The sequence below is a fragment of the Tetragenococcus muriaticus DSM 15685 genome, assembly GCF_000423785.1.
Classification (GTDB): domain Bacteria; phylum Bacillota; class Bacilli; order Lactobacillales; family Enterococcaceae; genus Tetragenococcus; species Tetragenococcus muriaticus.
In genome coordinates, this window is record NZ_KE384091.1 from 16,718 (window position 1) to 42,866 (window position 26,149).

Below are 26,149 nucleotides of genomic sequence, written 5' to 3' on the forward strand. Positions count from 1 at the left end.
TGGTATATACCAAAAACTTGTAAGGGAGATTTTTTCATGGACATTATACGCGTGAAAAATGCCGACGAAGGTGGCCAAAAAGCTTTTGAAATCATAAAAGATGGAATTGCTAATGGCGCAGATACGTTCGGTTTAGCAACAGGTAGCACCCCGGAAACAATGTATAGTTATATGGTTTCAAGCGATATGGATTTTTCGGATAAAGTATCGGTGAACTTGGATGAATATGTTGGTTTAGATGGTAATGATGAGCAAAGTTATCGCTATTTTATGAATCAACATTTATTTAACCATAAGCCATTTAAAAAAACTTATGTACCTGATGGCAAAGCCGAAGATCTAGATGCCGAATGCAAACGATATGACGACGTTATTGCAGATAATCCGATCGATATTCAAGTCTTAGGGATCGGTCAAAACGGGCATATCGGTTTCAATGAGCCGGGAACTTCATTTGACGCTACAACTCATGTGGTAGAACTTACCGAATCAACAGTAAATGCGAACAAACGTTACTTTGATAAAGTTGAAGATGTGCCAACTCGAGCACTGACTATGGGGATTCGCTCTATTATGCAAAGTAAAAAAATTATTCTTATGGCTTTTGGAAAAGCAAAAGCAGATGCTGTAAAGGGAATGCTTGAAGGTGAAGTTACTGAAGACCTGCCTGCTAGCGTGTTGCAAAACCATAATGATGTTGCCGTAATCATCGATGAAGAAGCTGCAAGTCAATTATAAAAAAGTAATAGAAAAGCAAAAACGTGTAGGCAATGCTTGCACGTTTTTTTATTGGGCATTATCTGTTACAATATAAAGTGTATACTGTTATATTTTTTAATAAACAAATTTGAAAGAAAGGGGTATTGGAATGAAGATTACGTATCATGGACATGCTGTTCTTTCTGTTGTATTGGAAGATGGAACTCGTTTGCTATTTGACCCGTATATTACACAAAACCCGTTGGCTGATGTGAGTGCAGAGGAAATCAACCCAGATTATATTTTAGTTACTCACGGTCATGATGATCATATTAGTGATATGATTCCGATTGCTAAGCAGAATAACGCGACGATTATTGGAATTGCTGAGGTTTGTAAGTATGCAGCTAAAAAAGGAATTGAAAATATTCATCCGATGAACATCGGAGGTGGTTTTGACTTTCCATTTGGTCGCGTAACGCTTACCCACGCTCAACATAGTTCTGGTTATGAAGAAGAAGATGGCCAAATGATTTATATGGGAGAACCTGCTGGTATTTTACTACAAGCAGATGGTAAAACAATCTATCATGCAGGCGACACGGCTGATTATAGTGATTTATCCTTATTGGGCGAACAATACGATATCGATGTGGCATTTTTACCTATTGGCGATAATTTTACCATGGGACCTAAGGATGCGCTTCGTGCTGCCAATCGTTTGAAAGCCAAAACCGTGGTTCCTATTCATTACAATACCTTCCCACAAATTAAACAAGATCCGCAAAAATTTGTCGCTGAACTGCCGGGAGTTGGACAAGTGATGGATAGCGGAGAGACAATTGAGGTGTAGAAAATAATGGCGACCAAACATGATTTGATTTTGGCCCATATCGAAAGTTTGCAAGTTGGAGAAAAAATTTCGGTTCGCGGTATTGCCAAAACTTTGGATGTCAGCGAAGGAACAGCTTATCGAGCAATTAAAGATGCCGAAAATACGGGCCTTGTTTCCACGATTCAACGAGTGGGTACTATTCGCATTGAACGGAAATTAAGAAAGAACATTGAGCGGTTAACATTTGCAGAAGTAGTTCGTATTATCGATGGCGATGTTTTAGGCGGCGCAAATGGTTTACAAAAAGATCTAAATAAATTTGTGATCGGCGCCATGACGCTAGAAGCGATGCAACGTTATGTGACACCGGGTTCTTTGATGATTGTAGGTAATCGTTTAGATGCACAAGAGTTGGCTTTAAAAGCTGGAGCCGCCGTATTACTTACTGGCGGCTTTGATACTTCACAAGCCAATGAAGAATTAGCCGATCAGTTAGAATTACCTATTTTGCGTACGAGTTACGATACGTTTACAGTAGCTAGCATGATTAACCGGGCGATGAGCGATCAACTCATCAAAAAAGATATTTTATTAGTAGGCGATATTTATATGTCGCTAGAAAAAACACGTTACTTAACAACGGCAGACAGTATCAAAGATTATCGCGCACTTTCTGAAGCAAGTCAACATTCACGTTATCCTGTAGTCAATAAAAATAGACGTGTCGTAGGGATTGTTACCGCTAAAGATGTGCTGGGAAAACCGGATACCCAGTTAATTGAACGAGTCATGACCAGAGAACCTCGGAGAGTAAAAAAAGAAATGAGCGTGGCTTCTGCTAGTCATCAAATGATTTGGGATGGCTTGGAGGTCATGCCTGTTGTGGCTGATGATTTGTCTTTACTAGGAATTGTTACCAGACAAGACGTGATGAAAGCTATGCAATTAGTTCAGCGTCAGCCGCAAGTAACAGACACGATTTCTGATCAAATTACAGGAGAAATTCAATCTGCTGAACAAGATTTCGAAGGAAATAAATTAGCGGCTCCGCAATTTTCGTTTAGTGTTACTCCACAAATGGTGGACGAACTCGGCACAATTTCTTTTGGCGTTTTAAATGAAGTCATCGCCAATGTGACGAAACGTGTGATGGTGGCAAATAATCGACGCAATGCTTGGATTGAACAAGTGAACTTACATTATTTCCATTTGATCCAACTTGAAAGTCAATTACAATTGCAGCCACAAATTTTAGAATTGGGTAGACGTTCCGCTAAATTAGACGTGAATGTATTTATCGAAAATTCCTTGGTAGCTAAGGCCATTGTGGTTTGCCAAGTGATGGAACGTCCATAATTTAATAAAGAGGAGAACCTAGATGAGTGTACAAGCAAATATTTTAGCTGAAATTAAGGCTTATGAAACAATTATTATCCACCGCCATCAACGGCCTGACCCAGATGCTATTGGCTCACAAGTTGGCTTAGCTGAGCTTTTACGTGCTAGCTTTCCCGAAAAAAATATTTATCAAGTTGGTGGAGCCACTGAAGGTCTTGGTTATTTAGCACATATGCAAGAAGTGGACGATGCAACTTATCAAGGAGCTTTAGTAATTGTGACAGATACAGCAAATGCTCCTCGTATTAGTGATGAGCGATTTGCAATGGGGGATAAATTAATTAAGATTGATCATCATCCGAATGAAGAGCCTTATGGAGACTTAATGTGGGTACAAGCTGCCGCTTCAAGTTGCAGTGAAATCATTGCAGAATTTTGGCAGTTATTCCCTGAGGAGTTACATATGACCAAAGAAGCGGCCCGTTTGTTATATGCTGGCATTGTAGGAGATACAGGACGTTTTTTGTATCCGGCGTCTTCGCCTCATACCTTACGAATTGCTGCTGATTTGATCGACTTTGGCTTTGACTATGCTGCTTTAAATCGACAAATTGAACAAATTTCAAGAAATGTAGCGCGCCTATCTGGCTATGTTTATGAAAACTTGCAAATCGATCCTTCGGGAGCTGCTTATGTAACATTTAGTACAGAGATGTTAGAAAACTATGGTGTTTCTGATGCCCAAACATCAGGAGTCGTTCCTTTGCCAGGCACTATTGAAAATGTATTGGCATGGGCAATTTTTGTTCAACAACCTGAAGGATATTATCGTGTACGTATGCGTTCTAAAGGCCCCGCAATTAACGGTATTGCTAAACGTTATCATGGTGGTGGCCACGATTTAGCTAGTGGCGCTAATGTAAGAGATTTAGAAGAAGCGCAAAAGCTTTATGAAGAAATTCAAAAAGCCTGCATTGATTTTCCTGCAAATAATTAACAAAAAACCTGTATCCTTATTTGATCGTAAGGGATACAGGATTTTTTGTACTGAATGTTAAAAAGAAGGGAAGCCGTACAAAGAAGCTCTAGAAAGTAACAAAACTAGAGTTGGATTAACAAAGTAACGCTAGAAAATTATAAAGCTAAAAATAGCTGAGCATCCCGCTCAGCTATTTTCTTAGCTTAACTCTGATAATCGTTTATTAATTTTGTCTAAATCAAAAGACGCGAAAGCTTCCTCTCCTCTGGAATCTTCCAAGGGTGCATCTTGTCGACCGGTAAGACAAATGGGTAATTGTTCAGGTCCTGTTAATTTTGACGAAGCACTTGATAACTCATTATAAGGAATCACTTTTTCTAGTTTCACTTTATGTTGCCAATCATCGCCAAAATCATAGATATAATCGATAGATTTATTGAAAATAAAAACTTCGCCGAGTGTCATAGAAGCTGTATCTTGAGGAGGAAATTCCCCAAAATCATCTATGAAGCCCGTGTCAGGCTGATAAAATTGGCCCTTAATCATAAATTGATATAAATGTTCATTTTCCCACTCAAAACTATTTTGAATGACCTCATGTAAATCATCTAAAGTATAATCAAAAGGAACGAGGACACGTCGCCAGATAGGTGGCTTATAACCAGTTAAATCGACACGCAATTGGATAGCGTAAGACTTGGGCTCTTGGTAATCTGAAGGAAAATCGATCACATTATCAGTTGATTGTTTCTCCTCTTCTTGATTAAACATATTATTTAACCCTTGAAAAAAATCGTTCATTTCAGGTGGCAATGAATCTATCATTTCTTGGTTCATTTCGTCCATTCGTTTCTTTTTTTCTCTTGACCAAACTTGTTCATCCATCATTTTACTAAGAAAAGTATGTTTATTCTTTTGTAAAAAGGATAATGCATTAAGATAGTCTTTTTTAGTTAAGAAATTATTTTCTTGCATAAATTGATAAAAATCTAGAATAACCTCATGAATCGCTAATACTTCATCGGCAAAAACTAAAGTTTCGGCGGGTAAATGTTTTAAATAAAATTGTTCCAGTAGTTTAAGATCCGCAAAATCTTGAGGTTTTTCCATGCTATCAGTAAATTCTAATAACATCTTAACCAGTTCAGCGGGGTTATCAATATTTTCAGTATAGTCGTTAAGTTCATCCTGTTTGGTTTGAAAGTACTTATCAATTAGATCATCGATTTTAGCCATTAAGGACACATCCTTTCAGAATTTCTTTTATTATAACAGATAATGCTTTTAAGTTGTCATAATTTACAAATGGAGAAAAATTCTTTATAGTAAAGATAGAGTTAGTCCCCAAATTAAAAGGAGGAGGGATTTTCATGGCAGAGGATAAGAAAGAACAAACAAAAGAAGAAGTCTATGCCCAACGTCAAAGTGAGTATAAGGACGAAAAAGAAAAAGTATTCAAAGAAGCACAAAAAGAAGCTGCAGAAAAAGACATAGTTGACCCTGAAAAAATCGACGAGGAAAAAATAGAAGATAAATAAAAAAAGCAGGAAGTTTCGACTTCCTGCTTTTATTAACTTTAAGGCAATTCGGTAAGAAAGCGGTCGTTTTTTTGGAAGGTAACCAAAAAATTCACGCCGAACTCTTTTAAAAGACCTGCCATTTCAGGAAAGAGGGCCTGATAGTCTTCTGATTGGTGAGCGTCAGAACCAAGAGTGAAAAATTTCCCGCCAAGACTTTTATACAAAGGAATAACATAACGATAAAGATTGGCATTTTGATAATAACCGAAACTTTTAGCATTCAATTCTAGTGCCATTTCTTTTTGAATGACTTTTTTAAGAATCTGAGTAAGCTCTTTTTCAAAATGTTCTTCTAGCTCTTGGGGAGTAAAATCAAGACGGCGTAAGCCATATTCAAAATGAGTTAAGATTTGCGCGTTGTCAAAAGTACCTAGAACTTTTGACATTTCATCAAAATACATTTTTGCCACATCATATTTATCTTTTTTTAGAACCACATCATCTATATAATCAAATTTTCCATTTTGATGGATACTTAACAATTTTAAGTCATAGGGGTTTTGGGCGAGATAATCATTGATTTGTTTTTCTTGACCAGGAACAACGCCAATTTCCACGCCCTTTAAAAATGTTGTAGGGTAATTGGCTTTTAGTTCGTTAATTTTTTGTGTTAATTTTTCATAGTCAGGGATGTCATCTTGAAAATTGTCGCCTGGGTTATGCAAGTCGAAATGGTCGGTCGCTACAAAATAAGCCGGATTGTTTAATAAATAATTTTCGAAAATTTCCTGTGAATCAAAAGATAAAAAAGTGTGTAAGTGCTGGTCATAATACTTCATCGTAAGTTCCTCCTAGTTACAATTAAATGGTGCCTACTGAATTGTGGTCTACCCGGTAATTAGCGCCATTGACAAAATTGGCTTTTTCTGAGCATAAAAAGGTAATAACATTAGCCACTTCTTCTGGATAGCCGCGACGAGAACTAGTCATAAAAGGTCTTCTTTCTTTTAAGAAAGATTGAATAGCTTCGTCAAAAGAAACATTTAACTCATCTGCTCGATTTTGCATCATTTTATCGGTCATTGGTGTATTGATAAAAGCAGGAGAAACCGCATTTGCAGTAATTCCTTCTGGCCCCAGTGTTTTAGCTAGTCCTTTAGATAAGGCTAACAAACCTGCTTTCGTAGCACAATAAGGAATTTCGTCATCGTAAGGTTGTAATGCATCTTCAGAAGATAAAAAGAGAACGCGACCCCAATGATTTTCACGTAAGTCACTAAGGAATTCTTTTGTTGTATTCACCGCACCGAAAAGATTGATATCAAATACTTCTTGCCAATCCTCTAGTGAAATGTCGGAAAAGTCACCTTGTGTACCAGTAATTCCAGCGCAATGAATTAAAATATCAAAAGTTAGTTGTTGCTCTTTTAGTTCTTGATGTAATTGGGCAAGCTCATCTGGTTGACGCACATCGCCTGTCACTGTTTTTACGAGTTGTGGGTTAGTAAATTCTGCTTCATGAAATTGATCGAATTTTTTATCAAATAATACAGTGGTTGCTTCTTCTTCATTTAATGCTTTAGCAGTAGCTAAACCGATGCCAGAACCGCCACCTGTGATGAGAACGGTTTTATTTGCTAAATTTAGATCCATGTTTTATCATCCTTTCTTGATTATGCATTTGCTATGATTTCATTCATTGTACGGTTGACGCCACCTGCGTAGATAGGACCAAACTTATATTGATGAATCATTAGAAGATATAAACTGTAGAAGTTTAACCTTTTTTCATACCCTGGATCAAGCGGATAAGCCTCTTGATAAGCTCGATAGAATTCATCACTAAATGCGTGAAATACCAAACTGCAGCCTAAGTCAAACTCACGATCTCCATAAAGTGCGTTCGGGTCAAATAAAGCTGGAGTTCCATCGGTTAAAAACATATGATTTCCTCCCCATAAGTCTCCATGAAGTAAGGAAGGCTTGCTTTGATGGTTCTTTAGTTCTTCATTCATTATTTCTCGCACATTTTGATATTGCTCTTCGTCTTTTTTGTTCCATGAACCATTTTGTATCAACTTATCAGCTAATTCGTCCATTCTTTCATCGACAAATAATTCACGCCAAGTATCACTCCACTCATTACTATAGGTGATATCAGAGCTAGTTGAAGGTTTATCAAAGCCAAATTTGCCATTTGGACTGTAATGTTGGTGCATGTTCGCAACTAATTTTCCCAAATCCCTTTGGCTGCCGCTACCTCTGCCTTGATGTAAAAAGGTGATTAAAAGATAAGCATCGCCATCAATTTGACCACTTCCAATAACGCGTGGTGCAGTCACACCAGCGTTTTCCAAAGCTTCTAAACCAGCGATTTCACCTTGATAAAAATCAGCGGAACGGTTCGGTTGTGTTAACAAAAAATACGGACCCTCTGAGGTTTGCACTTGATAAGCTTGATTGACATCGCCACCGGCTACGGGGCGAATTTTTTGAATACCATCGACTGGCAACTCTTCTGCCCATTGTTTATTTAACATTTTGTCCACCTCCACTTTTTATTATAACAAGGAGTTGGAAAAGAATGCGAATAAAAACCACCTGCTTGAAAAATATGGTATCCTTTTATTGAGGAGGAATAGATATGAACGAAATTTATGAATTATCCGATGGGTTTAGCATTCCCAAAATCGGTTTTGGTACTTATAAATTAAACGGGGCTCAAGGCACTCGCTTGATGGAACAAGCTTTACATGTTGGTTATCGTTTGCTTGATACAGCTTTTAATTATGAAAATGAAGGAGCTGTAGGACGAGCAATTAAAAATAGTAGTGTGCCGCGCGACCAAATTACAGTGGCTTCTAAGCTTCCAGGTCGCTATCATTCTTACCAATCAGCCCTTAGAACCATTGAAGAATCGGTCGCTCGCTTAAATTTAGACTATATTGATTTATATTTAATTCATTGACCTAATCCTAAACAAGGACAATACGTTGAAGCTTGGCAAGCACTTGTTGATGCGCAAAAAACAGGTTTAGTTCGCTCCATTGGTGTTAGTAACTTTTTACCTGAACATATTGATCAGTTGGAAAAGGAAACGGGCGTTTTACCTGTGATCAATCAAGTGGAATTGCATCCGGAATTTAATCAACAAAAACAACGAGAATTTGATCGTTCTAAAGGCATTCTTACACAAGCGTGGAGCCCGCTAGGCCGTGCTTCGCAAATTTTGCAAAATGAAACCATACAAAAAATCGCCGATAAACATCATAGAAGCATTGCCCAAGTGATTTTACGTTGGCAAGTACAACTAGGTGTATTACCAATTCCAAAAGCTTCACATTACTTGCGACAACTCGATAATTTTGCTATATTTGATTTTGAGTTAAGTAAAGAAGATATGGAAATAATCAATGGTTTAACCAAAGAAAATGGGCGCACCAATGATCAGGATCCAGCGGTATATGAAGAATTTTAAGTAAGCAAAAGAAAGAGTTTTTTCTCTTTCTTTTTTGCTGTGAATAATTATAATGAGAAGCGACAATTCTCAAAATACATAATAAAGGAGCGTTTATTTGGCTGATAATTCATTGAAAAAAGAAATATCCTTTTCCGGAGCTTTATCCACAGTTATGGGGACTGTCATTGGCGCAGGGGTCTTTTTTAAGGCAGCTGCAGTCGTATCTCATACCCAATCAGCAGGACTGACTTTATTTGCGTGGCTATTCGCTGGTTTTTTAACCATTTGTGGAGGACTAACTGTCGCTGAACTTGCGACAGCTATCCCTAAAACAGGCGGCCCTATACGTTATATTGAAGAAACGTATGGGAAATTGCCTTCTTTTTTGCTAGGTTGGGCACAAACGATCATTTATTTTCCAGCCAATATTGCAGCACTAAGCATTATCTTTGCGACGCAGTTCACTCATCTTTTTCAACTAAATGACCGAATCTTAGTGCCACTGGCTATGATTACCGCGGTCAGTGTGACAGGGATTAATTTATTGGGAACTAAAATTGCTTCAAATGTGCAATCTCTTACCTTATTTATCAAACTTTTACCTATATTGGTCATCGTGGTTGCAGGTCTCATTCAACCAGGTCAAGTGGAAGTTGGAATTACAGATTTAAGTATCGGTGGGGATAATTCTTGGGCACAAGGATTTAGCGCGGCACTACTAGCTACTTTATTTGCTTATGATGGTTGGCTAAATGTCGGCAATATCGCTGGAGAAATGAAACATCCGGAAAAAGATTTACCCAAAGCCATCATCTTAGGCTTAGGTTCGGTCACAGTGGTTTACTGGGTGATTAATTTTGTTTATTTAAAAACTTTACCTGCCGAACAAATTGCCGGAAATTTAAATGCTTCTTCGGATGTAGCTTATAATTTATTTGGAAATATGGGCGGTAAAATTGTGACACTGGGGATTTTAATTTCTGTTTATGGTGCCTTAAACGGATATACAATGACCGGAAGTCGGGTGTCATTTGCTTTAGCATTAAATGATGAATTTCCTTTTAGTAAATACTTTAAGAAAATCTCTAATAAAACCAAAATTCCGTATATTTCTGTCATTGTCCAATTAGTCATTGCTTGTATCATGATGACTTTAGGAACCTTTGATGTACTAACAGACATGTTAATTTTTGTGATGTGGTCCTTTAGCATGTTACTTTTCTTGGCTGTTTTTATTTTACGAAAACGAGCGCCAGATATGCCACGTCCTTATAAAGTCCCTTTGTATCCCATCGTTCCATTAATTGCGATGCTAGGCGGCGGTTTTATTTTAATCATGACTTTAATTACTACACCAGGTTTAGCCTTTACAGGAATTGGTGTCACAGCGATAGGTGTTCCGATTTATTTTTACATGAAAAAGAAAAAGTAGTTGGTTTGCTTAAACAAAAGGAGCGATTTCATGTCAACAGAAATCCCATTAACGATTAGTTCTTTAACATTAGGTGCTAATTGTTCATTTGAAGAAAGGATAAGCGCGGCAGCTAATGCGGGCTATGAAGGAGTAGGCCTTACAGCAGAGGCCTACGCTGACGCCTTAGCTACCGGCCTGACAGATGAAGATTTTTTACAACTATTAGAAAAATATCAAATAAAAGTGACAGAAGTCGAGTGTATTCAAGCTTGGGCGGCAGAGGAGCGCTCTTATGAAGAAAAATTTAAAGAGCAAATCTGTTTTCATATGTGTCATTTATTTGGCGTAGAACATGTAAATGTGGCATTGATGGAAGTGGATCCTCTGACTGTAATTGCCGAAAAACTTGCGCAGTTGTGTGCTAGAGCGCAAGACTTGATAATAGCCGTCGAACCTATGCCTTACAGCGGAATTCCTGACTTTGCTACAGCGAAAGAATTAATCCAACAATCGCAAGCATCAAATGTAGGGATTTTACTAGACGCTTGGCATTGGTTTAGAGCTAGTCAAACTTTCTCCGAACTAACCGCAGAAGACGCGCGATATATCGTTGCAATACAACTTAATGACGCTTACCAACGTCCCTACGCTTCTGCCATTTTACGCGATGAGGCTATGCATGACCGATTAGCGCCTGGCGATGGTGCGATTGATTTAGCAACTTTTATCACGATGGTGAGAAAAGCAGACGTACAACCAGCACTTATTGGCATTGAAGTCGTAAACGATGAGTTATTGAATGAGGGAATCGAAACGACAGCTAATTACACTTATGAGCAAACGGCAAAAGTATTAGAAAATCAATGGATAGATATAATATAAAAATAGCAAGTACAAAGAACATATTCCAAGGGGGCAGCTCTTCTGGAAAAATGTTGGTTTGTACTTGCTATTTTTTTTCGCCTATATTGAATAGAGATTCTCTTTACCTTTCCTCAATAATCAAATAATGAATAACGAAATAAGAAATCTTTATTCAATAGCATGGGATAAATGAACGAAACCTTGCTTTATGTTCATTTAACAGCAGAATAAGTTATATTTTCTAAAGTATTGAGGAAAAGATTGGCAATCCATTCCTCAATATTTAAATATTGAATAACGAAATCGAAAATCTCTCCTCAATATTCAAATAATGAATAACGAAATAAGAAACCTTTCCTCAATAAAAGTTACTATTGAGTAGCAACAGTAAAAAGGACTTCTCATTTTAGTTATTTTCTTGAGCAAATTTTGTTGCTTGTGTACCAGCTTGTCGACCAAAGATGATGATATCTGCCACTGCATTGCCACCAATACGATTATTCCCGTGTAGACCGCCTGTCAATTCACCAGCAGCATAAAGTCCTGAGACTGCTTGTTCATCTTCATCAAGGACTTCTGTATCCGTATTAATTTTTACACCGCCCATTGTATGGTGGATTCCTGGGGCAATTTTTATGGCATAAAAGTATAAAATATCACAAGTTAAAAACATATATAAATTTGTATTTTTTCTGTTTTTTTGGAGACGAAAAAATTTGAAATAAAAATGATTAATCGAAGTAGTGAATAATCATACAAATTAAGGTATAATATTATTAACTGAGAATCATTCTTAATTAGGAGTGAGTGAAATGGAAATTGATTTGACCCAAAGTGTCGCTAGTTTAGTGAAAGAATATCCTGTGACAAAAGAAATTATGACAGAACTAGGCTTTTCAGATATTAATAAACCCGGAATGTTGCAAACTGCAGGGCGCTACATGACAATTCCTAAAGGAGCAAAAATGAAAAAGATCCCGTTAGAAAAGGTAATTGCAGCGTTTGAGGCGCACGGGTTTGAGGTTAAAGGAGTAGATTAAACATGGCGCGAACAAAGGAAGAGCGGAAGCAGCGTATTGTAGAAATTTTATCTATGCTACACGAAGAAGGTTCATTTGAAGAGGCTAAGCGATTATTTAACGAAGAATTTGATGGTGTAGATGTTACAGAGATTACTGCTGCGGAGAAGTCTTTGATTCAAGGCGGGTTAAAAGCAGAAGAAATCCAAAAATTATGCAATATCCATGTTTCTGTTTTTAAAGGTTCGATCAATGAGATCCACAACTCAGAAGAAGCTTACGGACAGTCTGGACATCCAGTACATACCTTGAAGCTAGAAAACCAAGTATTACAGTCTCTTGTTACGGATGAAATCGATGATTTGATGAAAAAAATTCAAAACGGGGACTGGCAGAAAAAGCCACGATTAACTGCTGCTATTGAAGATCTTAAACAAATTGACACGCATTATACACGTAAAGAAACATTGATTTTTTCTTATATGGAAAAATATGGAATAACGGCTCCGCCACAAGTGATGTGGGGCGTTGACGATGAGGTACGAGGACTGATAAAAGAGTTACTGACTTATATTAAAAATCCACGTGCCGCATTTAATCCACTTTTTGAAAAATGGGAAGCAAGCAAAAATGAAATTGAAGAAATGATATTTAAAGAAGAAGAGATCATGATTCCTATGACTTTAGATGTTTTTAGTCTAAGGGACTGGGAAAATATCGCAGAAGACAGCTATGATATCGGTTTTGCTTATATTCCAGAACCGCCGCTTTGGAAAGCTGGACCAAGCGATTATGCGAAAGAAAAAGAACGAGAACCTCAAAGACAAGAGGCTATCCAACAAGCAAAAGAAACGACAGAAGGGATTGCTGAAGGGTTAGCTAATGAAAAGACGTACGAGATGGAGGAAAGCTACGATTGGCAAAATATTGAGTCAAAAGATTCTGTGGTGCTACCTACCGGAATTTTACAACTCGATCAACTATTAGCTATTTTTGAAGTCTTACCCGTAGATCTAACATTTGTCGATCACAATGATCACGTTCGTTTTTTCTCAGAAGGAAAACATCGTGTATTCCCCCGAACGAAATCAATTATTGGTCGTGAAGTAGTCAATTGTCACCCACCCAAAAGTATGCATATGGTCGAAAAAATATTAGAAGACTTTCATGCAGGCATCAATGACACCGCTGATTTTTGGTTTGATATTAACGAACGTAAAATTTATATTCGTTATTTTGCTCTAAAAAACTCAGAAGATCAATATCTTGGGTGTTTAGAAGTGACGCAAGACATCACAGATATTCAAAAAATTAGTGGACAAAACCGTTTGCTTGAAGGATTTACGAAAGATTAAATGTAAAGATAGTACGTAGGAGTTTCTTATCAGAGCTTCATACGTACTTTTTTATTTAAAAAATACTAGGTATGCCAAAAAATAGCCCCCCTTTTCTGACGAGGTGTGATGGAGATAAGTGAGTTTTTTCTATTGCATAAAATAAAAGAACATAATATAATGGCTTCGAAAATAAAATTAGGCGAACCTAAAACAAAGGGCATAGGGAGGATATAATGATATCGTTTGATAAAATATCTGCTAGCTATGATGGCGTTAATAAAGCGGTAGAAGACGTAAGTTTTACTGTCGAAGAGCCAGCAATTATCGGCATTATTGGCCCAAATGGTGCTGGGAAGTCCACATTTATCAAAGCTGCATTACACCTAATGGAAGGCAGTGGATCGACTACAGTCGATGGGCAACCGTTGGAAAAAAAGAAAAAAGAAGTCGCTTATGTTGAGCAAAAAAATGATATTGATTACTCTTTTCCAATTACAGTAGGTGAATGTGTCTCGCTGGGCTTGTATCCAAAAAAGCGTTTTTACCAACGAATTACTAAAGAGGATTGGCAAAAAGTAGATCATGCATTGTCACTTGTAAAAATGGAAGATTATAGAGATCATCAAATTGGCGAACTATCTGGCGGGCAATTTCAACGTATTTTAATTGCACGTACCTTTGTACAAGATGCTTCGCTTATCTTCTTAGATGAACCCTTTGTTGGGATTGATGCAACGAGCGAACAAATTATTATGGATTTACTGGATGATTTTAAAAAAAGAGGCAAAGAAATATTCATTGTTCATCATGACCTAAGCAAAGTTGAAAGATATTTTGATGAACTAGTCATCTTGAATAAACAATTGATCGCTCAAGGCCCTATAGATGAAGTTTTTACCAAAGCGAATTTACAAAAAGCTTTTGGCGACGCTATTTTTGTTGAAGGGGGTCGTTTAAATGATTAGTGAATTTATTAATGGATTAGCGGACTACCACTTTTTACAAAATGCGCTGATTACATCAATTGCTATTGGTGTTGTAGCCGGAGCCATTGGTTGTTTTATTATTCTAAGAGGCATGTCTTTGATGGGAGATGCGATTTCCCACGCGGTATTACCCGGAGTGGCTCTTTCTTTTATTCTGGGGGTTCATTATTTTGCTGGGGCAGTCGTATTTGGGGTTTTAGCTTCCATATTAATCACATATATTTCGCAAAATAGTACCATTAAAAGTGATACTGCTATTGGGATTACTTTTAGTTCCTTTTTGGCACTGGGTGTTATTTTAATTGGTATTGCCAATAGTTCAACGGATTTATTCCATATTTTATTTGGGAACGTATTGGCTGTACAAGACGTCGATAAATGGTTGACGATTGGTATTGCCATTTTAGTGATTGCACTTATTATTCTCTTTTATCGTCCATTGCTGATTACGTCCTTTGATGTGAATATGGCCAAAGCTTTTGGCATGCGCGTGCAAGTCTATCATTATTTGTTAATGATTCTATTAACCTTAGTTTCTGTAACAGCTATGCAAAGTGTTGGGACCATTTTGATTGTCGCTCTTTTAGTTACACCAGCAGCCACAGCCTATCTTTACACGAAGCACTTGAAACGAATGATTGTGATCTCTGCCATTCTCGGAGGTCTTTCCTCAGTCATAGGGCTATTTATCGGTTATAGCTTTAATATTGCAGCAGGGTCGAGTATTGTATTAACAGCCACCTTTATGTTTGTTATTGGTTTCTTCTTATCACCAAGGCAACGTCTTAAGCACGGGAAAAAGGGCTACTTTATCGCTGCTGCAATCGCGGCTTTATTTGCTGGAGGTATCGGGTTATACGCGCAACAGCAATCAAGTGGAGAAGAAGAGGACCAATTAGATGTGGTGGTAACCAATTCCATTCTCAATGATATGACAGAAGAAATTGCTGGGGATCGGATTAACTTACACAGTATTGTTCCTGTAGGTAGAGACCCTCACGATTATGAACCCTTGCCTGAAGATGTTGAAACATCGACAGAAGCGGACCTGGTCTTTTATAATGGTTTGAATTTAGAAACAGGCGGGAATGCTTGGTTTAATAACTTGATGGATAATGCAGATAAAGAAGAAGGCGAAGATTACTTTGCTGTAAGTCAAGGAGTTGATCCGCTTTATCTAGAAGAAGGCGAAGACGAAGGGCAACAAGACCCACATGCTTGGATGAGTCTGGAAAATGGCATGACGTATGCAGAAAATATTGAAGAACAACTTAGTGAAAAAGATCCAGAAAACGCGGATTATTATGAAGAAAACTTAAATAATTATCTAGATGAGTTAGAAGATTTGGACCAAGAAGCTAAAGACAAATTTAACGATATTCCTGAAGATGAAAAGCTACTGGTCACTAGCGAAGGGGCATTTAAATACTTCTCGCAAGCTTACGATGTTCCTGCCACTTACATTTGGGAAATTAATACCGAAGAAGAAGGAACGCCAGAACAAACAACAAGAGTGGTTGATCAACTCAATGATACAAATGTGCAATCCTTATTTGTTGAAACGAGTGTCAATCCTAGCTCAATGCAAAGTGTATCGCAAGATTCTGGTATCCCTATCTATTCAGAGATCTTTACCGATTCGGTCGCTGAATCCGGTGAAGAAGGAGATAGCTACTATGCAATGATGAAATGGAATATTGACAGAATTCATGAAGGATTAACGCAAGAATAAAAAGAATTCCATGAGATCAGAAGTACGGGTCTCATGGAATTTATTTTTTTGCTTTTGTTGCTGTAGGTTGTTTATTTAAATGATAATAAATAACTTCAGGTGGCACACCGAAACGTAGAGGCAGCATCGACATACCAACGCCATTACTAATCGAAAGCAATGTTTTTTTAGCTAAGAGATATAAACCATGCGTATACGTGAGAGAGCCGCGAATTTTATAAAAAATAAAAGGAAAACGTACCTGACCGCCATGGCCATGTCCTGCTAAAACTAAGTCAAAATGTTGCACGTCTTCCATATTTAACACGCTATCTGGTTCATGAACTAAAAGTAAATGCCACTGAGCTAAGGTTCGCTCAAATTGAAATTGAGGATTTCCCATTAGGGTATCGTCCATTCCGGCAATATTGATAGAAACGTCATCATTGGAACCAAAGATTTCCTCGTTTTCTAAAACGGTAAAATCGCTCTCTGTTAAAATGGCTTTGACAAAATTATCCCCTTTACTTCGGTAGTCATGACTCCCCAAAATCGCGATTTTGCCCATAGGTGCTGTCATTTTTTTAAGTTTTTCGATAAGACGTTGCGTTTCTTTTGCAGGCCATTTTTCATAATTATCAATTAAATCCCCCGTAAAAACAATTAAGTCTGGGGAAACATTCATAATAGAACGGATGATCCGATTGATGCGCCGTGGTTTAAAGCTGCGAGAAAAATGAAAGTCACTTAAATGACAAATCACGAGGTTAGCTTCTTTTTCATAAAGATCAAAAGCTCGAGAGATGTCCAGCACTTTTTGTTTATTTTTTTTGATAAGATAGTGCTTTTCTTTTAAACGACGTGGTTCAATCAAGACCATGTAAAAGAGTAGAGCAAAAAGAAGGAGGACAATAGCCCCCAAAATAATGTACATTGAATAGGTCACCTTTACTTTTTAACGTGGATATACTATACAAAATGATAGTGGAATTAGGGAAAAAATGCAATCGAACAAAAGAGAAAACTTTCTTTGTTGGAAAACTCTGAGTTCTAAAAATTGGAAAAATATGCTAGGATGTATAAGGAGTTTTACTCTTGAGCGGATAAGAAAAAGCCAAAGGATTATCCGAAAATAACATTATGAAAAAAGAAATAGTAAATGCCTATCCGAAAAAGGAGGAAATCTGTGTGATTTTTGATACACATACACATTTAAATGCGGAAGAATTTGCGAATAAAGAAGCAGAAACCATAAAGCATGCGCAAGAATTGGGCGTAAGCGAAATGGCTGTTGTGGGATTTGATTACCCTACAATAGAAAAAACACAACAACTAAGCCAAGAGTATGACAATATTTATAGTATCGTCGGCTGGCATCCTACTGAAGCTGGCAGTTATACTTCAGAAGTGGAAAAATATTTACAAAACGAATTAAGCAAAGAAAAAGTGGTCGCTTTAGGAGAAACGGGATTAGACTTTCATTGGATGGACGATCCAAAAGAAACGCAAGAAAAAATCTTCCGTCGCCAAATTGCTATTGCACGTGAAATGAATTTGCCCTTTAGTGTCCACAATCGAGACGCTATGGAAGATACTTACCGTATTTTAAAAGATGAAAAAATTCATGATATTGGCGGAATTATGCATAGTTTTAATGGCGATTACGAGTGGGCACAACGCTTTTTGGATCTTGGGATGCACCTATCTTATAGTGGCGTTGTAACTTTCAAAAAAACAACGGATGTGCAAGAAGCTGCGCAAAAAATGCCGTTTGATCGGATGTTAGTAGAGACGGACGCACCTTATCTAGCCCCAGTTCCTTACCGTGGAAAGCAAAACGAACCGGGATATACGCGCTATGTTGTAGAAAAAATTGCGGAGTTAAAAGGACTAAGCGTAGAAGAGGTTGCTAGACAAACGACAGCAAATGCCCATCGCTTATTTGGTATTGAACAATGAAAGAAAAAGTAGAAGAAATTATTGTCGTTGAAGGCAAAGAAGATACCCGACGCTTGCAGGAAGTATTGTCAGTAGATACGATTGAAACGATTGGTTCGGCCATTAACGAAGAAATTATCGAACGTATTATTCATGCCCAAGAAAGACGAGGCGTCATCGTTTTTACAGATCCTGATTATTCTGGAGAGAAAATTCGCAAAATCATCATGGAAGAAGTGCCGGATGCAAAGCATGCATTTTTACCGCGTCATCAAGCTCGCGGCAAGAAAAAATATGCTAGTTTAGGGGTTGAACATGCTAGCGATGAAGCGATATTAACGGCTTTAGAACAAGTCGTGACTCCTGCTGTAGAAAATGACTTAGCGAAAATCTCTCGGCAAACGTTACTGAACTATGGGTTGATTTACGGCTCACAAGCCAAAAGACGCCGAGAACTACTGGGAGATGAACTGCGGATTGGCTATACTAATGGCAAACAATTGGAAAAACGTTTAGCGATGTTTCGTATCACACCAGAAGCGCTGGAAAAAGCTATGGGTCATGTGGAGGAAAATTTGTGAAAGATAAAAGAGAAATTGCAGTACCGGCAAGAACAAGAGAAATTTTAGCTCGTCATGGTTTTACCTTGAAAAAAAGCCTAGGACAAAATTTTTTAACTGAACCTAATATTTTACACAAGATTGTGGAAGTAGCAGGTATCACACCAACGAGTAACGTCATTGAAGTAGGGCCAGGAATCGGTGCTTTAACCGAACATTTGGTACAAAACGCGGCACAAGTGCTGGCTTTTGAGATCGATGGACGTTTGTTGCCTATTTTAGCCGATACCTTACAGGAATATACGAATGTAATGATACGCAATCAGGATGTTTTGCAGACGGATTTAGTACAAATAAGCCAAGAGAATTTTACCCAACAACTACCTATTAAAGTGGTAGCTAATCTCCCTTACTATATTACTACGCCGATTATGATGCATTTTTTAGAATCAGCACTGCCCGTAGCTGAAATGATTGTGATGGTCCAAAAAGAAGTTGCCGAGCGCATTAATGCTGAGCCGGGGACAAAAGCTTACGGTTCGTTGTCTATTGCGGTCCAATATTATATGGAAACAGAGATTTCTTTTATTGTACCTAAAACCGTTTTTGTTCCGCAGCCAAATGTGGATTCTGCTATCTTAAAATTAACGCGCCGCTCTTACCCTAAAGTCCGGGTATCAAATGAGCAAGCTTTTTTTGAGCTGATCAGGAGTGCTTTTCAATTACGAAGAAAAACGCTTTGGAATAACTTACAACATCATTATGGCAAAGATCCAGCGATGAAATCTTGGTTGCAAACGAGTTTAACTCAAGCAGAAATCGATCCCTCTCGTCGTGGGGAAACATTATCGCTAGAAGAATTTGCTCAATTAAGTAATACAATGGAAGAAAATAAATGAGCACGAGTTGTCTTGACAGCTCGTGCTTTTATCGCTAAACTAAGCTCAATATAAGTTACTTTGCCCCAAAAAGGAGATTGTAAATGAAAAGAAATTCTGTACAACAACTAACACTTTCTGCTTTGTTGATTGCTGTAGGCGTATTAATTCCTGTTGTCATGCCAAGTATTATCATTGGTCCGGCGTCTTTTACCTTAGCTAGTCATGTGCCTTTATTTGTTGCGATGTTTTTTTCTCCACGAGTGGTAACCGTTGTGGCTTTAGGAGCGGCCTTTGGTTTTTTGTTGACGGCGCCTTTTATTATTGCATTACGAGCTTTGTCCCACTTAGTCTTTGCCGTCTTAGGGGCTTGGTATTTACAAAAATGGCCAAACATTGTAAAACAGCCCCCAAAATTTCAATTGTATAATATTGTTATCGCCTTTATCCATGCAACAATTGAAATGTTGGTAGTAGCCGCCTTTTTCCTTTTAGGAGGAAGCGCACAAGTAAGTTATGACGGTTCGATGATGACAGCCTTGTTTGGTTTTATCGGCGTAGGAGGTGTCATCCATAGCTTCATTGACTATAATATTGCCTTTTTTGTCGCCAACCCACTTAGTAAAGTGTATGATATTCCAGTATTTAAAAAGGCGAAAGAATGGAAATAAGAGCTTATTTGCAAATAAATGTAATTTTTCGAAAATTTCGAAATAAACTTTACATTTAGAAAAATTAGGTTTACCACTTCTTTAAATGTAAAGAAAGAAGATTGATAAAGGTATGACAAAGACACTATTTAAAAATGCAAAAGTATTTACGGGGAAAAATGAAAGTTTCGAGGCTTTCGATTTTGTAGTAGACGATCAGACAGGCAACTTTACACAAGAAGAAGCGGTAGATCAAACCATTGATCTTGCGGGTAAATATGTAATGCCAGGAATGATTAACGCGCATACTCACATCGTGGCGGATCCTTATTCTCAAATTGCTCAGTTAGGTTCGCCCGATTCGACAGCACCTACCTCGACTTTTCTAGCATTGACAAATTTACAGAAATTATTATCTGATGGTGTAACTTATATTCGTGATGTTGGTTCAGTAGCCGAGGTAGATATTGAATTATCAGCGCTTGAACGCAAGGGGGAGTTCCTTGCACCAGGAATTATGGCTTCGGGGAACCCATTAGCAATGACAGGCGGTCATTTTAGTGAAGGAAGTTATGAAGTTGATGGCGTCGACGAAGTTAGAAAATACGCTCGGTTTTTATTGAAAAAAGGCGTGGGCAACATCAAACTAATGGCTACTGGCGGCGTTTCTTTTGATGGAGAGACCCCTCATGATATACAACTAACAGAGTCTGAATTACAGGCGGCAGTAGAAGAAGCTCATCACAAAGGACGGACCGCAAATGCGCACGCTCAAGGGACCGAAGGCATACAGAATGCGCTTCGTGCAGGTGTAGATTCCATTGAACATGCTGTTTATTTAGATGAAGAAACAATTGCGATGTTTTTACAAAGAGGAACGTATATCGTGCCGACGTTAGCGGCGCCTTGGGCTATGATTCAAGAAGCTAACCAACTACCTGAATTTATGGTGAGAAAATCGCTAGAATTATCAGAAGCACATAGCCAAAGCATAGGAAATGCCGCTCAAGCAGGCGTTCCGTTAGCTATGGGGACAGATTCGGGCACTGCGTTTAATAATTTTGATCAAAACTCTTCCATTGAGATGGAATTAATGGTCAATGCTGGTGTGACGAATTTACAGGCATTACAAGCAGCAACGATCAATGCAGCAAATCTATTACAAATTGAAAAGCAAACCGGTACAATCGAGGCCGATAAACTAGCCGATTTCATTATTTTAGATGATAATCCATTAGAAAATATTAAAGCCTTACAAGCTGAAAAATCGGTGTATAAAAAAGGAAAGAAAGTAAAATAAATAGGAATTATAATCATGCAAGTATTAGTTTTAGCGCTAATACTTGCATGATTTTTTTATAGCATCCTTCTGATTCAAAATCAGAATAAAAAGAATATAGATAATTTTAAGAAAATTTCCAAAAAAGGTTTACTTTTTAGTTTATTTGATTTAATATTTTTTAAATACAGGAGGGATGTTATGGAGTATCTAATCGCTTTTTTGATTGTTATGGTATTTATTTTTATTGGAGAATGGGTTTCAACGTTTTCAAAAGCCTACATTCCATCCATTTTTATCTCAGCCATTTTATTTATTATAGGATTTTGGACATTTTTACCTGAAGATATTGCAGTGCAAGCATCTTTTGGCGATGAGTTTATTGCCATTATCGTTCCCGTACTATTAGTTCATTTGGGAACAATGATGGATATCAGACAACTTGCAGATCAATGGCGAGCTGTTGCTATTGCTCTAACAGGAGCGTTGGGGGCTTCTATCTTAACTATGATTCTCGGGGTCATTTTATATGATTGGCATACAGTTGCAGCGACCATCCCTCCTTTAATCGGGGGCGTGGTTTCCACTGCTTTGATGACAGAAGGCTTGCAAACAGAAGGGTTAACGATGTATTTGGCTTTACCAGTTGCCATGTATATCCTGCAAAGTTTTGTTGGCTACCCACTGACTTCGCTTATGCTAAAAAAAGAAGGACAACGTTTGTTAAAAACATATGACCCAAGCGTTCAAGTGGGTGTAGAGGAAAAAGGTCAACAAGAAACGAAGCAGTCTCCAAAATTTATCAAAGTTTCAAGTCAATACAAAACAAGTGCCTTTGTTTTAGCCAAAGTTGCTTTTGTTGCTTTGCTGGCAATGGGACTGTCACAGTTGACCAATGAAGCGATCGACTCGAGTATTTGTGCGCTAGTGTTGGGTGTTATAGCGCATCAAATCGGATTTTTAGAAAAAAATGTGTTAAATCAAGCCAGAGTTTTCAATTGGTTAATGTATGGTTTAATGGCCTATATCTTTTCCCAATTAAACACCGTAACACCTGAGATCTTGCAAGGCATCATTATCCAAGCCCTACTTTTACTTCTTTTGGGTGTTTTAGGAATGTTTGGTGCTTCAACACTTTTAGCAAAAACGATGAAAATGAGTACGCCTATGGCTTTTGCGACTTCTTTAACGGCATTATGCGGTTTTCCGTCAGATTATATTTTAACTTCAGAAGTGATTCATCATTTGACAAGCGATGAGAAACAACGCAATTATTTATTAGAACATATGATGCCTAAAATGTTGGTAGGAGGTTTTGCTACCGTATCGATTGCTTCAATCTTGATCGCTTCGATTCTTCTTAGAGTACTTTAATAAAGAGCTTTGTTTAAAAATAGAACAAAAACCTTTCTCCGCAGAAATTATGAGCTAAAATGAATTTCTGCGGATGTTTTATGTCGACTGTTATTATATTTATACATATAAACACATGATTATACATTGTTTTCATGAAATTTAATTAAAAAATGATTGAAAATCAGGAGGAAGGAGCGTATCATATGGTTGTAAAAAAAAATGGAGTAAATAATTATGCAAGAAGAGGTAGAGACTCAAGAGAAAAAGGGGCTACAGATGCCGCATACGTATGTCATCATTTTTGGCATTGTGTTGGTTGCTTGGCTTTTGACCCTGGTGGTACCAGCTGGGAAATTTAGTACAGAAGAAGTAGAGTATGAGACAGGCGACGGAGGCACGGAAACCCAAGAAGTTTTACAACAAGATTCATTCCGTTATATGCATCCCTTAGAACAAGAAACGCTACGTACGGAGCTAGAGGATTTATCACAAGATGAGGAAACACTAGCCAGTCTTCAAGTGGAAGAAGAGGATCTGACACAAGTTTTAGATGAAAATCAGACACTTTCACTAAATCAATTAGCTGAAATCGGGTTATCTGAAGAAAATCTGTATGACCTTTATGGTGAAAGTATTTATGATACTTCAGAAAATTTGAGTAAAACAGCAAACGTATGGGGGACAGAAGACCATTATGGCTTTGGTGTCTTCAATTATTTATTTGAAGGCTTAGTCGAAGGCGATCGCTTTAGTGCTGCCATCGGTATTGTGGCGATGCTTTTGGTTGTCGGTGGGGCTTTTGGTATTATTATGAAAACCGGAGCGATCGACGCTGGCATCTATGCTTTTTTGCGTAATGCTCGAGGTATGCAGGATTTAGCGATTCCTTTGATCTTTGTAGCTTTTTCCTTTATGGGAGCAACATTTGGAGCCTCTGAGGAAGTGATCGCTTTTTCGATTATCATTGTTCCCTTTACCATCGCCTTGGGGTATGATTCGATTACCGCAGTTACTATTACGATTGCTGCGGCTGAGATCGGAAACGCCACGTCTTGGATGAGTCCTTTTAGTATTGCGATTGCCCAAGGAATTGCTGGTTTGCCAGCTTTATCAGGCGCTGGATTTCGTATAATTATGTGGGTCGTTATTACATTGCTTTCTTGTGGTTACACTGTACGCTATGCGCGAAAAATTAAAGCAAATCCGACAAAATCAATCACCTATAAGTCAGATGGTTTCTTCCGGGAGAATTTAGCGAATCAAACAGAAGAAGAACGTCCCTTTACTTTAGGCCACAAAGTGATTTTGTTAGAACTACTTATCGGATTGGGTTGGATCGTGTATGGGGTCATGGCTCAAGGATTTACCATTCCGGAAATGGCTTCGCAATTTTTTGTGATCGGGTTAGGTGCAGGTGCTATCGCAGTGATTTTGCGGGTAAATAATATGCGTATCAATGACGTTGCTAACGCGTTTCAAGACGGTGTTGCTGATTTAGCGCCAACTGCTGCTGTTGTAGGTATGGCTCAAGGGATTTTGTTAGTTTTAGGCGGCTCTGATGCGGACAGTTATTCAGCATTAAATACAATTTTACACAGTGTAGGGGAATTGTTATCTGGCGTACCTTCTATGATCGCTGCTTGGTTTATGTACATTTTCCAAAGCTTATTTAACTTAGTTGTTACTTCTAACTCAGGACAAGCTGCTTTGACAATGCCAATTATGGCCCCACTTGCTGATTTAGCTGGAGTTACTCGCCAAGTTGCCGTTTTATGTTTCCAATTAGGCGCTGGTTTTGTTGATGCCTTTACCCCAGTTTCTGCTAGTTTAATTGGTGTCTTGGGCGTAGCTCACATGGATTGGAGCCAGTGGGCAAAATTCCAAATTAAAATGCAAGGCTTTTTATTCCTCATTGGAAGTGCCTTTGTCATTGGCGCCGTTATTATTGGTTATCAGTAAAGGAGATGGAAAATGAAAGTTATTAGACAAATTCCAACTTATGCTCCGGAATATCAAGGGATTAAAGATATTTTACTTATTAATGATAAAATTATTGCTATTGAAGATCACTTGGACGTTTCAATCACGGGTGTTGATATGGAAGAAATGGATGGACATGGGAAAATCGCGGTACCCGGCTTTATTGATAGCCACTTTCATCTATTAGGTGGTGGTGGGGAAAATGGCTTTCACAATCGCACGCCCGAAGTACAATTAAGCCAGTTAACAACAGCTGGCGTTACTACCGTTGTGGGCGTATTAGGCACAGATAGTGTTGGTCGCGATGATATGGCTTTGTTGAGTAAAGCACGCGCTTTGGAAACCGAAGGGGTAAGTACTTATATGTATGTAGGTAGTTATCGTTTGCCGGTGAATACTATTACCGATTCTGTTATAAAAGACATCATGGCCATTGATAAAGTGATAGGTATTGGAGAGATTGCGATTGCCGATCATCGTAATGGCGCGCCATCAGTTGCTGAATTTAGTCATGCAGTTGCGGATGCTCGTGTTGGCGGATTGCTGGCAGGAAAAGCAGGCGTGACCAATATTCACGTAGGTCCAGGGAAAGCGCGACTATCTTTTATTCGACAAGCTTTAGAAGAAACCGATATTCCCGTCAGTAACTTCTATCCTACCCATTGCGAGAGAAATCAAGAGTTATTGGACGAAGCGATTGCTTTTGCTAAAGCAGGTGGCATTTTTGATATCACAGGAAGTGAAAATCCAGATCAAACCTATGAATTAGACGGTTCTATTCCTTTTCGCCAGTGCTTAAAGCAAGTGATTGATGAAGGGCTAGCTCCAGATTGCATCACTATGACTTCGGATGGGCAAGGAAGTCTACCAATTTTTGATGAAAATAATAACTTTGTTCAAATGGGCGTCGGAAGTTCTAAATCACTTCTAGTTGGTGTACAAGAAAGTGTGCAAAAGGAAAACATTCCTTTAGAAATTGCTTTACGTGCTATTACTAGTACGCCAGCCAAGCTATTGAAGTTTTCTAACAAAGGACATTTGCAAGCAGGATTTGACGCTGATTTAGTATTACTTGACGAAAAGGACTTATCCATTGATAGTGCCATTGCCAAAGGAGAAACCATGGTTCAAAATGGTCAAGCAGTCAAATGGGGAACATTTGAAAAAAGTTAAGATTTTACTGAATTACAATTCAGGACATAACTCAGGCGAATCTATGTCCTGAAATTCAATTCAGGACATAACTCAAGTGGATCTATGTCCTGAAACTGAACTCAGGACATAACTCAGGCGGACCTATGTCCTGAAACTGAATTCAGGACATAACTCAGGTGGATCTATGTCCT

At 38.2% G+C, this 26,149-nt stretch carries 24 protein-coding genes and 2 pseudogenes; 20 read left to right on the forward strand and 6 right to left on the reverse strand.

Going from position 1 to position 26,149, the window contains the following annotated elements; translation table 11 throughout:
- Positions 1-36 precede the first annotated feature (36 nt).
- From nagB to G577_RS0110475, 4 genes are all read left to right on the forward strand, one after another.
- On the forward strand, positions 37-738 hold the full coding sequence (nagB, locus tag G577_RS0110460) for a glucosamine-6-phosphate deaminase (RefSeq protein ID WP_028791113.1): 702 nt from the start codon (positions 37-39) through the stop codon (positions 736-738).
- A 130-nt stretch (positions 739-868) separates the two neighbouring features.
- Positions 869-1,552, forward strand: coding sequence for a metal-dependent hydrolase (locus G577_RS0110465; RefSeq protein ID WP_028791114.1), 684 nt, complete (start codon positions 869-871; stop codon positions 1,550-1,552).
- 6 nt (positions 1,553-1,558) lie between these two features.
- Entirely contained in the window at positions 1,559-2,890 is a 1,332-nt protein-coding gene (locus tag G577_RS0110470; RefSeq protein WP_028791115.1) for a DRTGG domain-containing protein, read from the forward strand.
- Positions 2,891-2,912: 22 nt separating this feature from the next.
- A complete protein-coding gene (locus G577_RS0110475) occupies positions 2,913-3,869 on the forward strand; it encodes a DHH family phosphoesterase (RefSeq protein WP_028791116.1) in 957 nt (318 codons plus the stop codon).
- A gap of 180 nt (positions 3,870-4,049) precedes the next feature.
- Here G577_RS0110475 and G577_RS11665 read toward each other — a convergent pair whose 3' ends face one another.
- Positions 4,050-5,087: a plasmid pRiA4b ORF-3 family protein gene (locus G577_RS11665; protein ID WP_028791117.1), complete on the reverse strand. Its 1,038-nt coding sequence runs from the start codon at positions 5,085-5,087 to the stop codon at positions 4,050-4,052.
- A 134-nt stretch (positions 5,088-5,221) separates the two neighbouring features.
- Between G577_RS11665 and G577_RS12310 the strand changes: the two genes are divergently transcribed.
- Positions 5,222-5,389, forward strand: a complete 168-nt coding sequence (locus G577_RS12310) for a hypothetical protein (protein ID WP_156096338.1) — start codon at positions 5,222-5,224, stop codon at positions 5,387-5,389.
- 38 nt (positions 5,390-5,427) lie between these two features.
- Here the strand turns inward: G577_RS12310 and G577_RS0110490 are convergent, their stop codons facing one another.
- Genes G577_RS0110490 through G577_RS0110500 form a run of 3 tightly spaced genes read right to left on the reverse strand, consistent with a single transcriptional unit; the run spans position 5,428 to position 7,911 of the window.
- Complete coding sequence (locus G577_RS0110490; protein WP_028791118.1) at positions 5,428-6,210, reverse strand: PHP domain-containing protein; 783 nt, start codon at positions 6,208-6,210, stop codon at positions 5,428-5,430.
- Between the two features lie 22 nt (positions 6,211-6,232).
- Positions 6,233-7,024 carry an SDR family NAD(P)-dependent oxidoreductase gene (locus G577_RS0110495; RefSeq protein ID WP_028791119.1) on the reverse strand — a complete coding sequence of 264 codons (792 nt, stop codon included), beginning with the start codon at positions 7,022-7,024 and terminating at the stop codon, positions 6,233-6,235.
- Between the two features lie 20 nt (positions 7,025-7,044).
- The gene (locus G577_RS0110500; RefSeq protein ID WP_028791120.1) at positions 7,045-7,911 is read right to left on the reverse strand and encodes a fructosamine kinase family protein; all 867 of its coding nucleotides are present in this window, start codon (positions 7,909-7,911) and stop codon (positions 7,045-7,047) included.
- Positions 7,912-8,015: 104 nt separating this feature from the next.
- Between G577_RS0110500 and G577_RS11550 the strand changes: the two are divergent.
- The 3 genes and pseudogenes from G577_RS11550 to G577_RS0110515 all read left to right on the forward strand — a co-directional run bounded on the left by G577_RS11550 (position 8,016) and on the right by G577_RS0110515 (position 11,127).
- Positions 8,016-8,849, forward strand: a pseudogene (locus tag G577_RS11550) (aldo/keto reductase).
- A gap of 97 nt (positions 8,850-8,946) precedes the next feature.
- A complete protein-coding gene (locus tag G577_RS0110510) occupies positions 8,947-10,263 on the forward strand; it encodes an APC family permease (protein WP_028791121.1) in 1,317 nt (438 codons plus the stop codon).
- 30 nt (positions 10,264-10,293) lie between these two features.
- Entirely contained in the window at positions 10,294-11,127 is an 834-nt protein-coding gene (locus G577_RS0110515; protein WP_028791122.1) for a sugar phosphate isomerase/epimerase family protein, read from the forward strand.
- A gap of 388 nt (positions 11,128-11,515) precedes the next feature.
- On the opposite strand, the pseudogene G577_RS0110520 reads toward G577_RS0110515, so the two are convergent.
- A pseudogene (locus G577_RS0110520) lies at positions 11,516-11,755 on the reverse strand (FAD-binding protein); the annotation flags it as partial.
- Positions 11,756-11,921: 166 nt separating this feature from the next.
- Between G577_RS0110520 and G577_RS0110525 the strand changes: the two are divergent.
- From G577_RS0110525 to G577_RS12610, 4 genes are all read left to right on the forward strand, one after another.
- A complete protein-coding gene (locus G577_RS0110525) occupies positions 11,922-12,149 on the forward strand; it encodes a DUF1858 domain-containing protein (protein ID WP_028791124.1) in 228 nt (75 codons plus the stop codon).
- Between the two features lie 2 nt (positions 12,150-12,151).
- Positions 12,152-13,483 (forward strand): DUF438 domain-containing protein, encoded by a 1,332-nt coding sequence (locus tag G577_RS0110530; protein ID WP_028791125.1) that lies wholly within the window; start codon positions 12,152-12,154, stop codon positions 13,481-13,483.
- A gap of 215 nt (positions 13,484-13,698) precedes the next feature.
- Positions 13,699-14,430: a metal ABC transporter ATP-binding protein gene (locus G577_RS0110540; protein WP_028791126.1), complete on the forward strand. Its 732-nt coding sequence runs from the start codon at positions 13,699-13,701 to the stop codon at positions 14,428-14,430.
- On the forward strand, positions 14,423-16,183 hold the full coding sequence (locus G577_RS12610; protein WP_081675773.1) for a metal ABC transporter permease subunit: 1,761 nt from the start codon (positions 14,423-14,425) through the stop codon (positions 16,181-16,183). Before G577_RS0110540 ends, G577_RS12610 begins: the two co-directional genes overlap by 8 nt.
- Positions 16,184-16,223: 40 nt before the next feature.
- On the opposite strand, the gene G577_RS0110550 is transcribed toward G577_RS12610, so the two are convergent.
- Positions 16,224-17,096: a metallophosphoesterase gene (locus G577_RS0110550; RefSeq protein ID WP_028791127.1), complete on the reverse strand. Its 873-nt coding sequence runs from the start codon at positions 17,094-17,096 to the stop codon at positions 16,224-16,226.
- A gap of 254 nt (positions 17,097-17,350) precedes the next feature.
- Here G577_RS0110550 and G577_RS0110560 point away from each other — a divergent pair, with 254 nt between their 5' ends.
- The 8 genes from G577_RS0110560 to iadA all read left to right on the forward strand — a co-directional run bounded on the left by G577_RS0110560 (position 17,351) and on the right by iadA (position 25,976).
- A complete protein-coding gene (locus G577_RS0110560; RefSeq protein WP_028791128.1) occupies positions 17,351-18,121 on the forward strand; it encodes a TatD family hydrolase in 771 nt (256 codons plus the stop codon).
- A complete protein-coding gene (gene rnmV / locus G577_RS0110565; RefSeq protein ID WP_028791129.1) occupies positions 18,118-18,681 on the forward strand; it encodes a ribonuclease M5 in 564 nt (187 codons plus the stop codon). Before G577_RS0110560 ends, rnmV begins: the two co-directional genes overlap by 4 nt.
- A complete protein-coding gene (gene rsmA, locus G577_RS0110570; RefSeq protein WP_028791130.1) occupies positions 18,678-19,559 on the forward strand; it encodes a 16S rRNA (adenine(1518)-N(6)/adenine(1519)-N(6))-dimethyltransferase RsmA in 882 nt (293 codons plus the stop codon). Before rnmV ends, rsmA begins: the two co-directional genes overlap by 4 nt.
- Before the next feature lie 83 nt (positions 19,560-19,642).
- Entirely contained in the window at positions 19,643-20,209 is a 567-nt protein-coding gene (locus G577_RS0110575; protein ID WP_028791131.1) for a hypothetical protein, read from the forward strand.
- Between the two features lie 112 nt (positions 20,210-20,321).
- The gene (locus G577_RS0110580) at positions 20,322-21,488 is read left to right on the forward strand and encodes a metal-dependent hydrolase family protein (protein WP_028791132.1); all 1,167 of its coding nucleotides are present in this window, start codon (positions 20,322-20,324) and stop codon (positions 21,486-21,488) included.
- Positions 21,489-21,668: 180 nt separating this feature from the next.
- Complete coding sequence (locus G577_RS0110585; protein ID WP_028791133.1) at positions 21,669-22,841, forward strand: hypothetical protein; 1,173 nt, start codon at positions 21,669-21,671, stop codon at positions 22,839-22,841.
- Positions 22,842-23,057: 216 nt separating this feature from the next.
- The gene (gene yfcC, locus G577_RS0110590; protein WP_028791134.1) at positions 23,058-24,782 is read left to right on the forward strand and encodes a putative basic amino acid antiporter YfcC; all 1,725 of its coding nucleotides are present in this window, start codon (positions 23,058-23,060) and stop codon (positions 24,780-24,782) included.
- 12 nt (positions 24,783-24,794) lie between these two features.
- Positions 24,795-25,976, forward strand: coding sequence for a beta-aspartyl-peptidase (gene iadA / locus G577_RS0110595; RefSeq protein WP_028791135.1), 1,182 nt, complete (start codon positions 24,795-24,797; stop codon positions 25,974-25,976).
- Positions 25,977-26,149 lie beyond the last annotated feature (173 nt).

Excerpts from the sequence above, each read along its gene's own strand:
- G577_RS0110495 (WP_028791119.1), bottom strand. The coding sequence starts at position 7,024 with ATGGATCTAAATTTAGCAAATAAAACCGTTCTCATCACAGGTGGCGGT.
- rnmV (WP_028791129.1), top strand. The coding sequence starts at position 18,118 with ATGAAAGAAAAAGTAGAAGAAATTATTGTCGTTGAAGGCAAAGAAGAT.
- iadA (WP_028791135.1), top strand. The coding sequence starts at position 24,795 with ATGAAAGTTATTAGACAAATTCCAACTTATGCTCCGGAATATCAAGGG.
- G577_RS0110530 (WP_028791125.1), top strand. The coding sequence starts at position 12,152 with ATGGCGCGAACAAAGGAAGAGCGGAAGCAGCGTATTGTAGAAATTTTA.
- G577_RS0110540 (WP_028791126.1), top strand. The coding sequence starts at position 13,699 with ATGATATCGTTTGATAAAATATCTGCTAGCTATGATGGCGTTAATAAA.
- G577_RS0110475 (WP_028791116.1), top strand. The coding sequence starts at position 2,913 with ATGAGTGTACAAGCAAATATTTTAGCTGAAATTAAGGCTTATGAAACA.
- G577_RS0110500 (WP_028791120.1), bottom strand. The coding sequence starts at position 7,911 with ATGTTAAATAAACAATGGGCAGAAGAGTTGCCAGTCGATGGTATTCAA.
- G577_RS0110465 (WP_028791114.1), top strand. The coding sequence starts at position 869 with ATGAAGATTACGTATCATGGACATGCTGTTCTTTCTGTTGTATTGGAA.
- G577_RS0110580 (WP_028791132.1), top strand. The coding sequence starts at position 20,322 with ATGACAAAGACACTATTTAAAAATGCAAAAGTATTTACGGGGAAAAAT.
- G577_RS0110525 (WP_028791124.1), top strand. The coding sequence starts at position 11,922 with ATGGAAATTGATTTGACCCAAAGTGTCGCTAGTTTAGTGAAAGAATAT.
- G577_RS0110515 (WP_028791122.1), top strand. The coding sequence starts at position 10,294 with ATGTCAACAGAAATCCCATTAACGATTAGTTCTTTAACATTAGGTGCT.
- G577_RS11665 (WP_028791117.1), bottom strand. The coding sequence starts at position 5,087 with ATGGCTAAAATCGATGATCTAATTGATAAGTACTTTCAAACCAAACAG.
- G577_RS12610 (WP_081675773.1), top strand. The coding sequence starts at position 14,423 with ATGATTAGTGAATTTATTAATGGATTAGCGGACTACCACTTTTTACAA.
- G577_RS0110550 (WP_028791127.1), bottom strand. The coding sequence starts at position 17,096 with ATGTACATTATTTTGGGGGCTATTGTCCTCCTTCTTTTTGCTCTACTC.
- yfcC (WP_028791134.1), top strand. The coding sequence starts at position 23,058 with ATGCAAGAAGAGGTAGAGACTCAAGAGAAAAAGGGGCTACAGATGCCG.
- G577_RS0110470 (WP_028791115.1), top strand. The coding sequence starts at position 1,559 with ATGGCGACCAAACATGATTTGATTTTGGCCCATATCGAAAGTTTGCAA.
- G577_RS0110585 (WP_028791133.1), top strand. The coding sequence starts at position 21,669 with ATGGAGTATCTAATCGCTTTTTTGATTGTTATGGTATTTATTTTTATT.
- G577_RS12310 (WP_156096338.1), top strand. The coding sequence starts at position 5,222 with ATGGCAGAGGATAAGAAAGAACAAACAAAAGAAGAAGTCTATGCCCAA.
- nagB (WP_028791113.1), top strand. The coding sequence starts at position 37 with ATGGACATTATACGCGTGAAAAATGCCGACGAAGGTGGCCAAAAAGCT.
- G577_RS0110490 (WP_028791118.1), bottom strand. The coding sequence starts at position 6,210 with ATGAAGTATTATGACCAGCACTTACACACTTTTTTATCTTTTGATTCA.
- G577_RS0110575 (WP_028791131.1), top strand. The coding sequence starts at position 19,643 with ATGAAAAGAAATTCTGTACAACAACTAACACTTTCTGCTTTGTTGATT.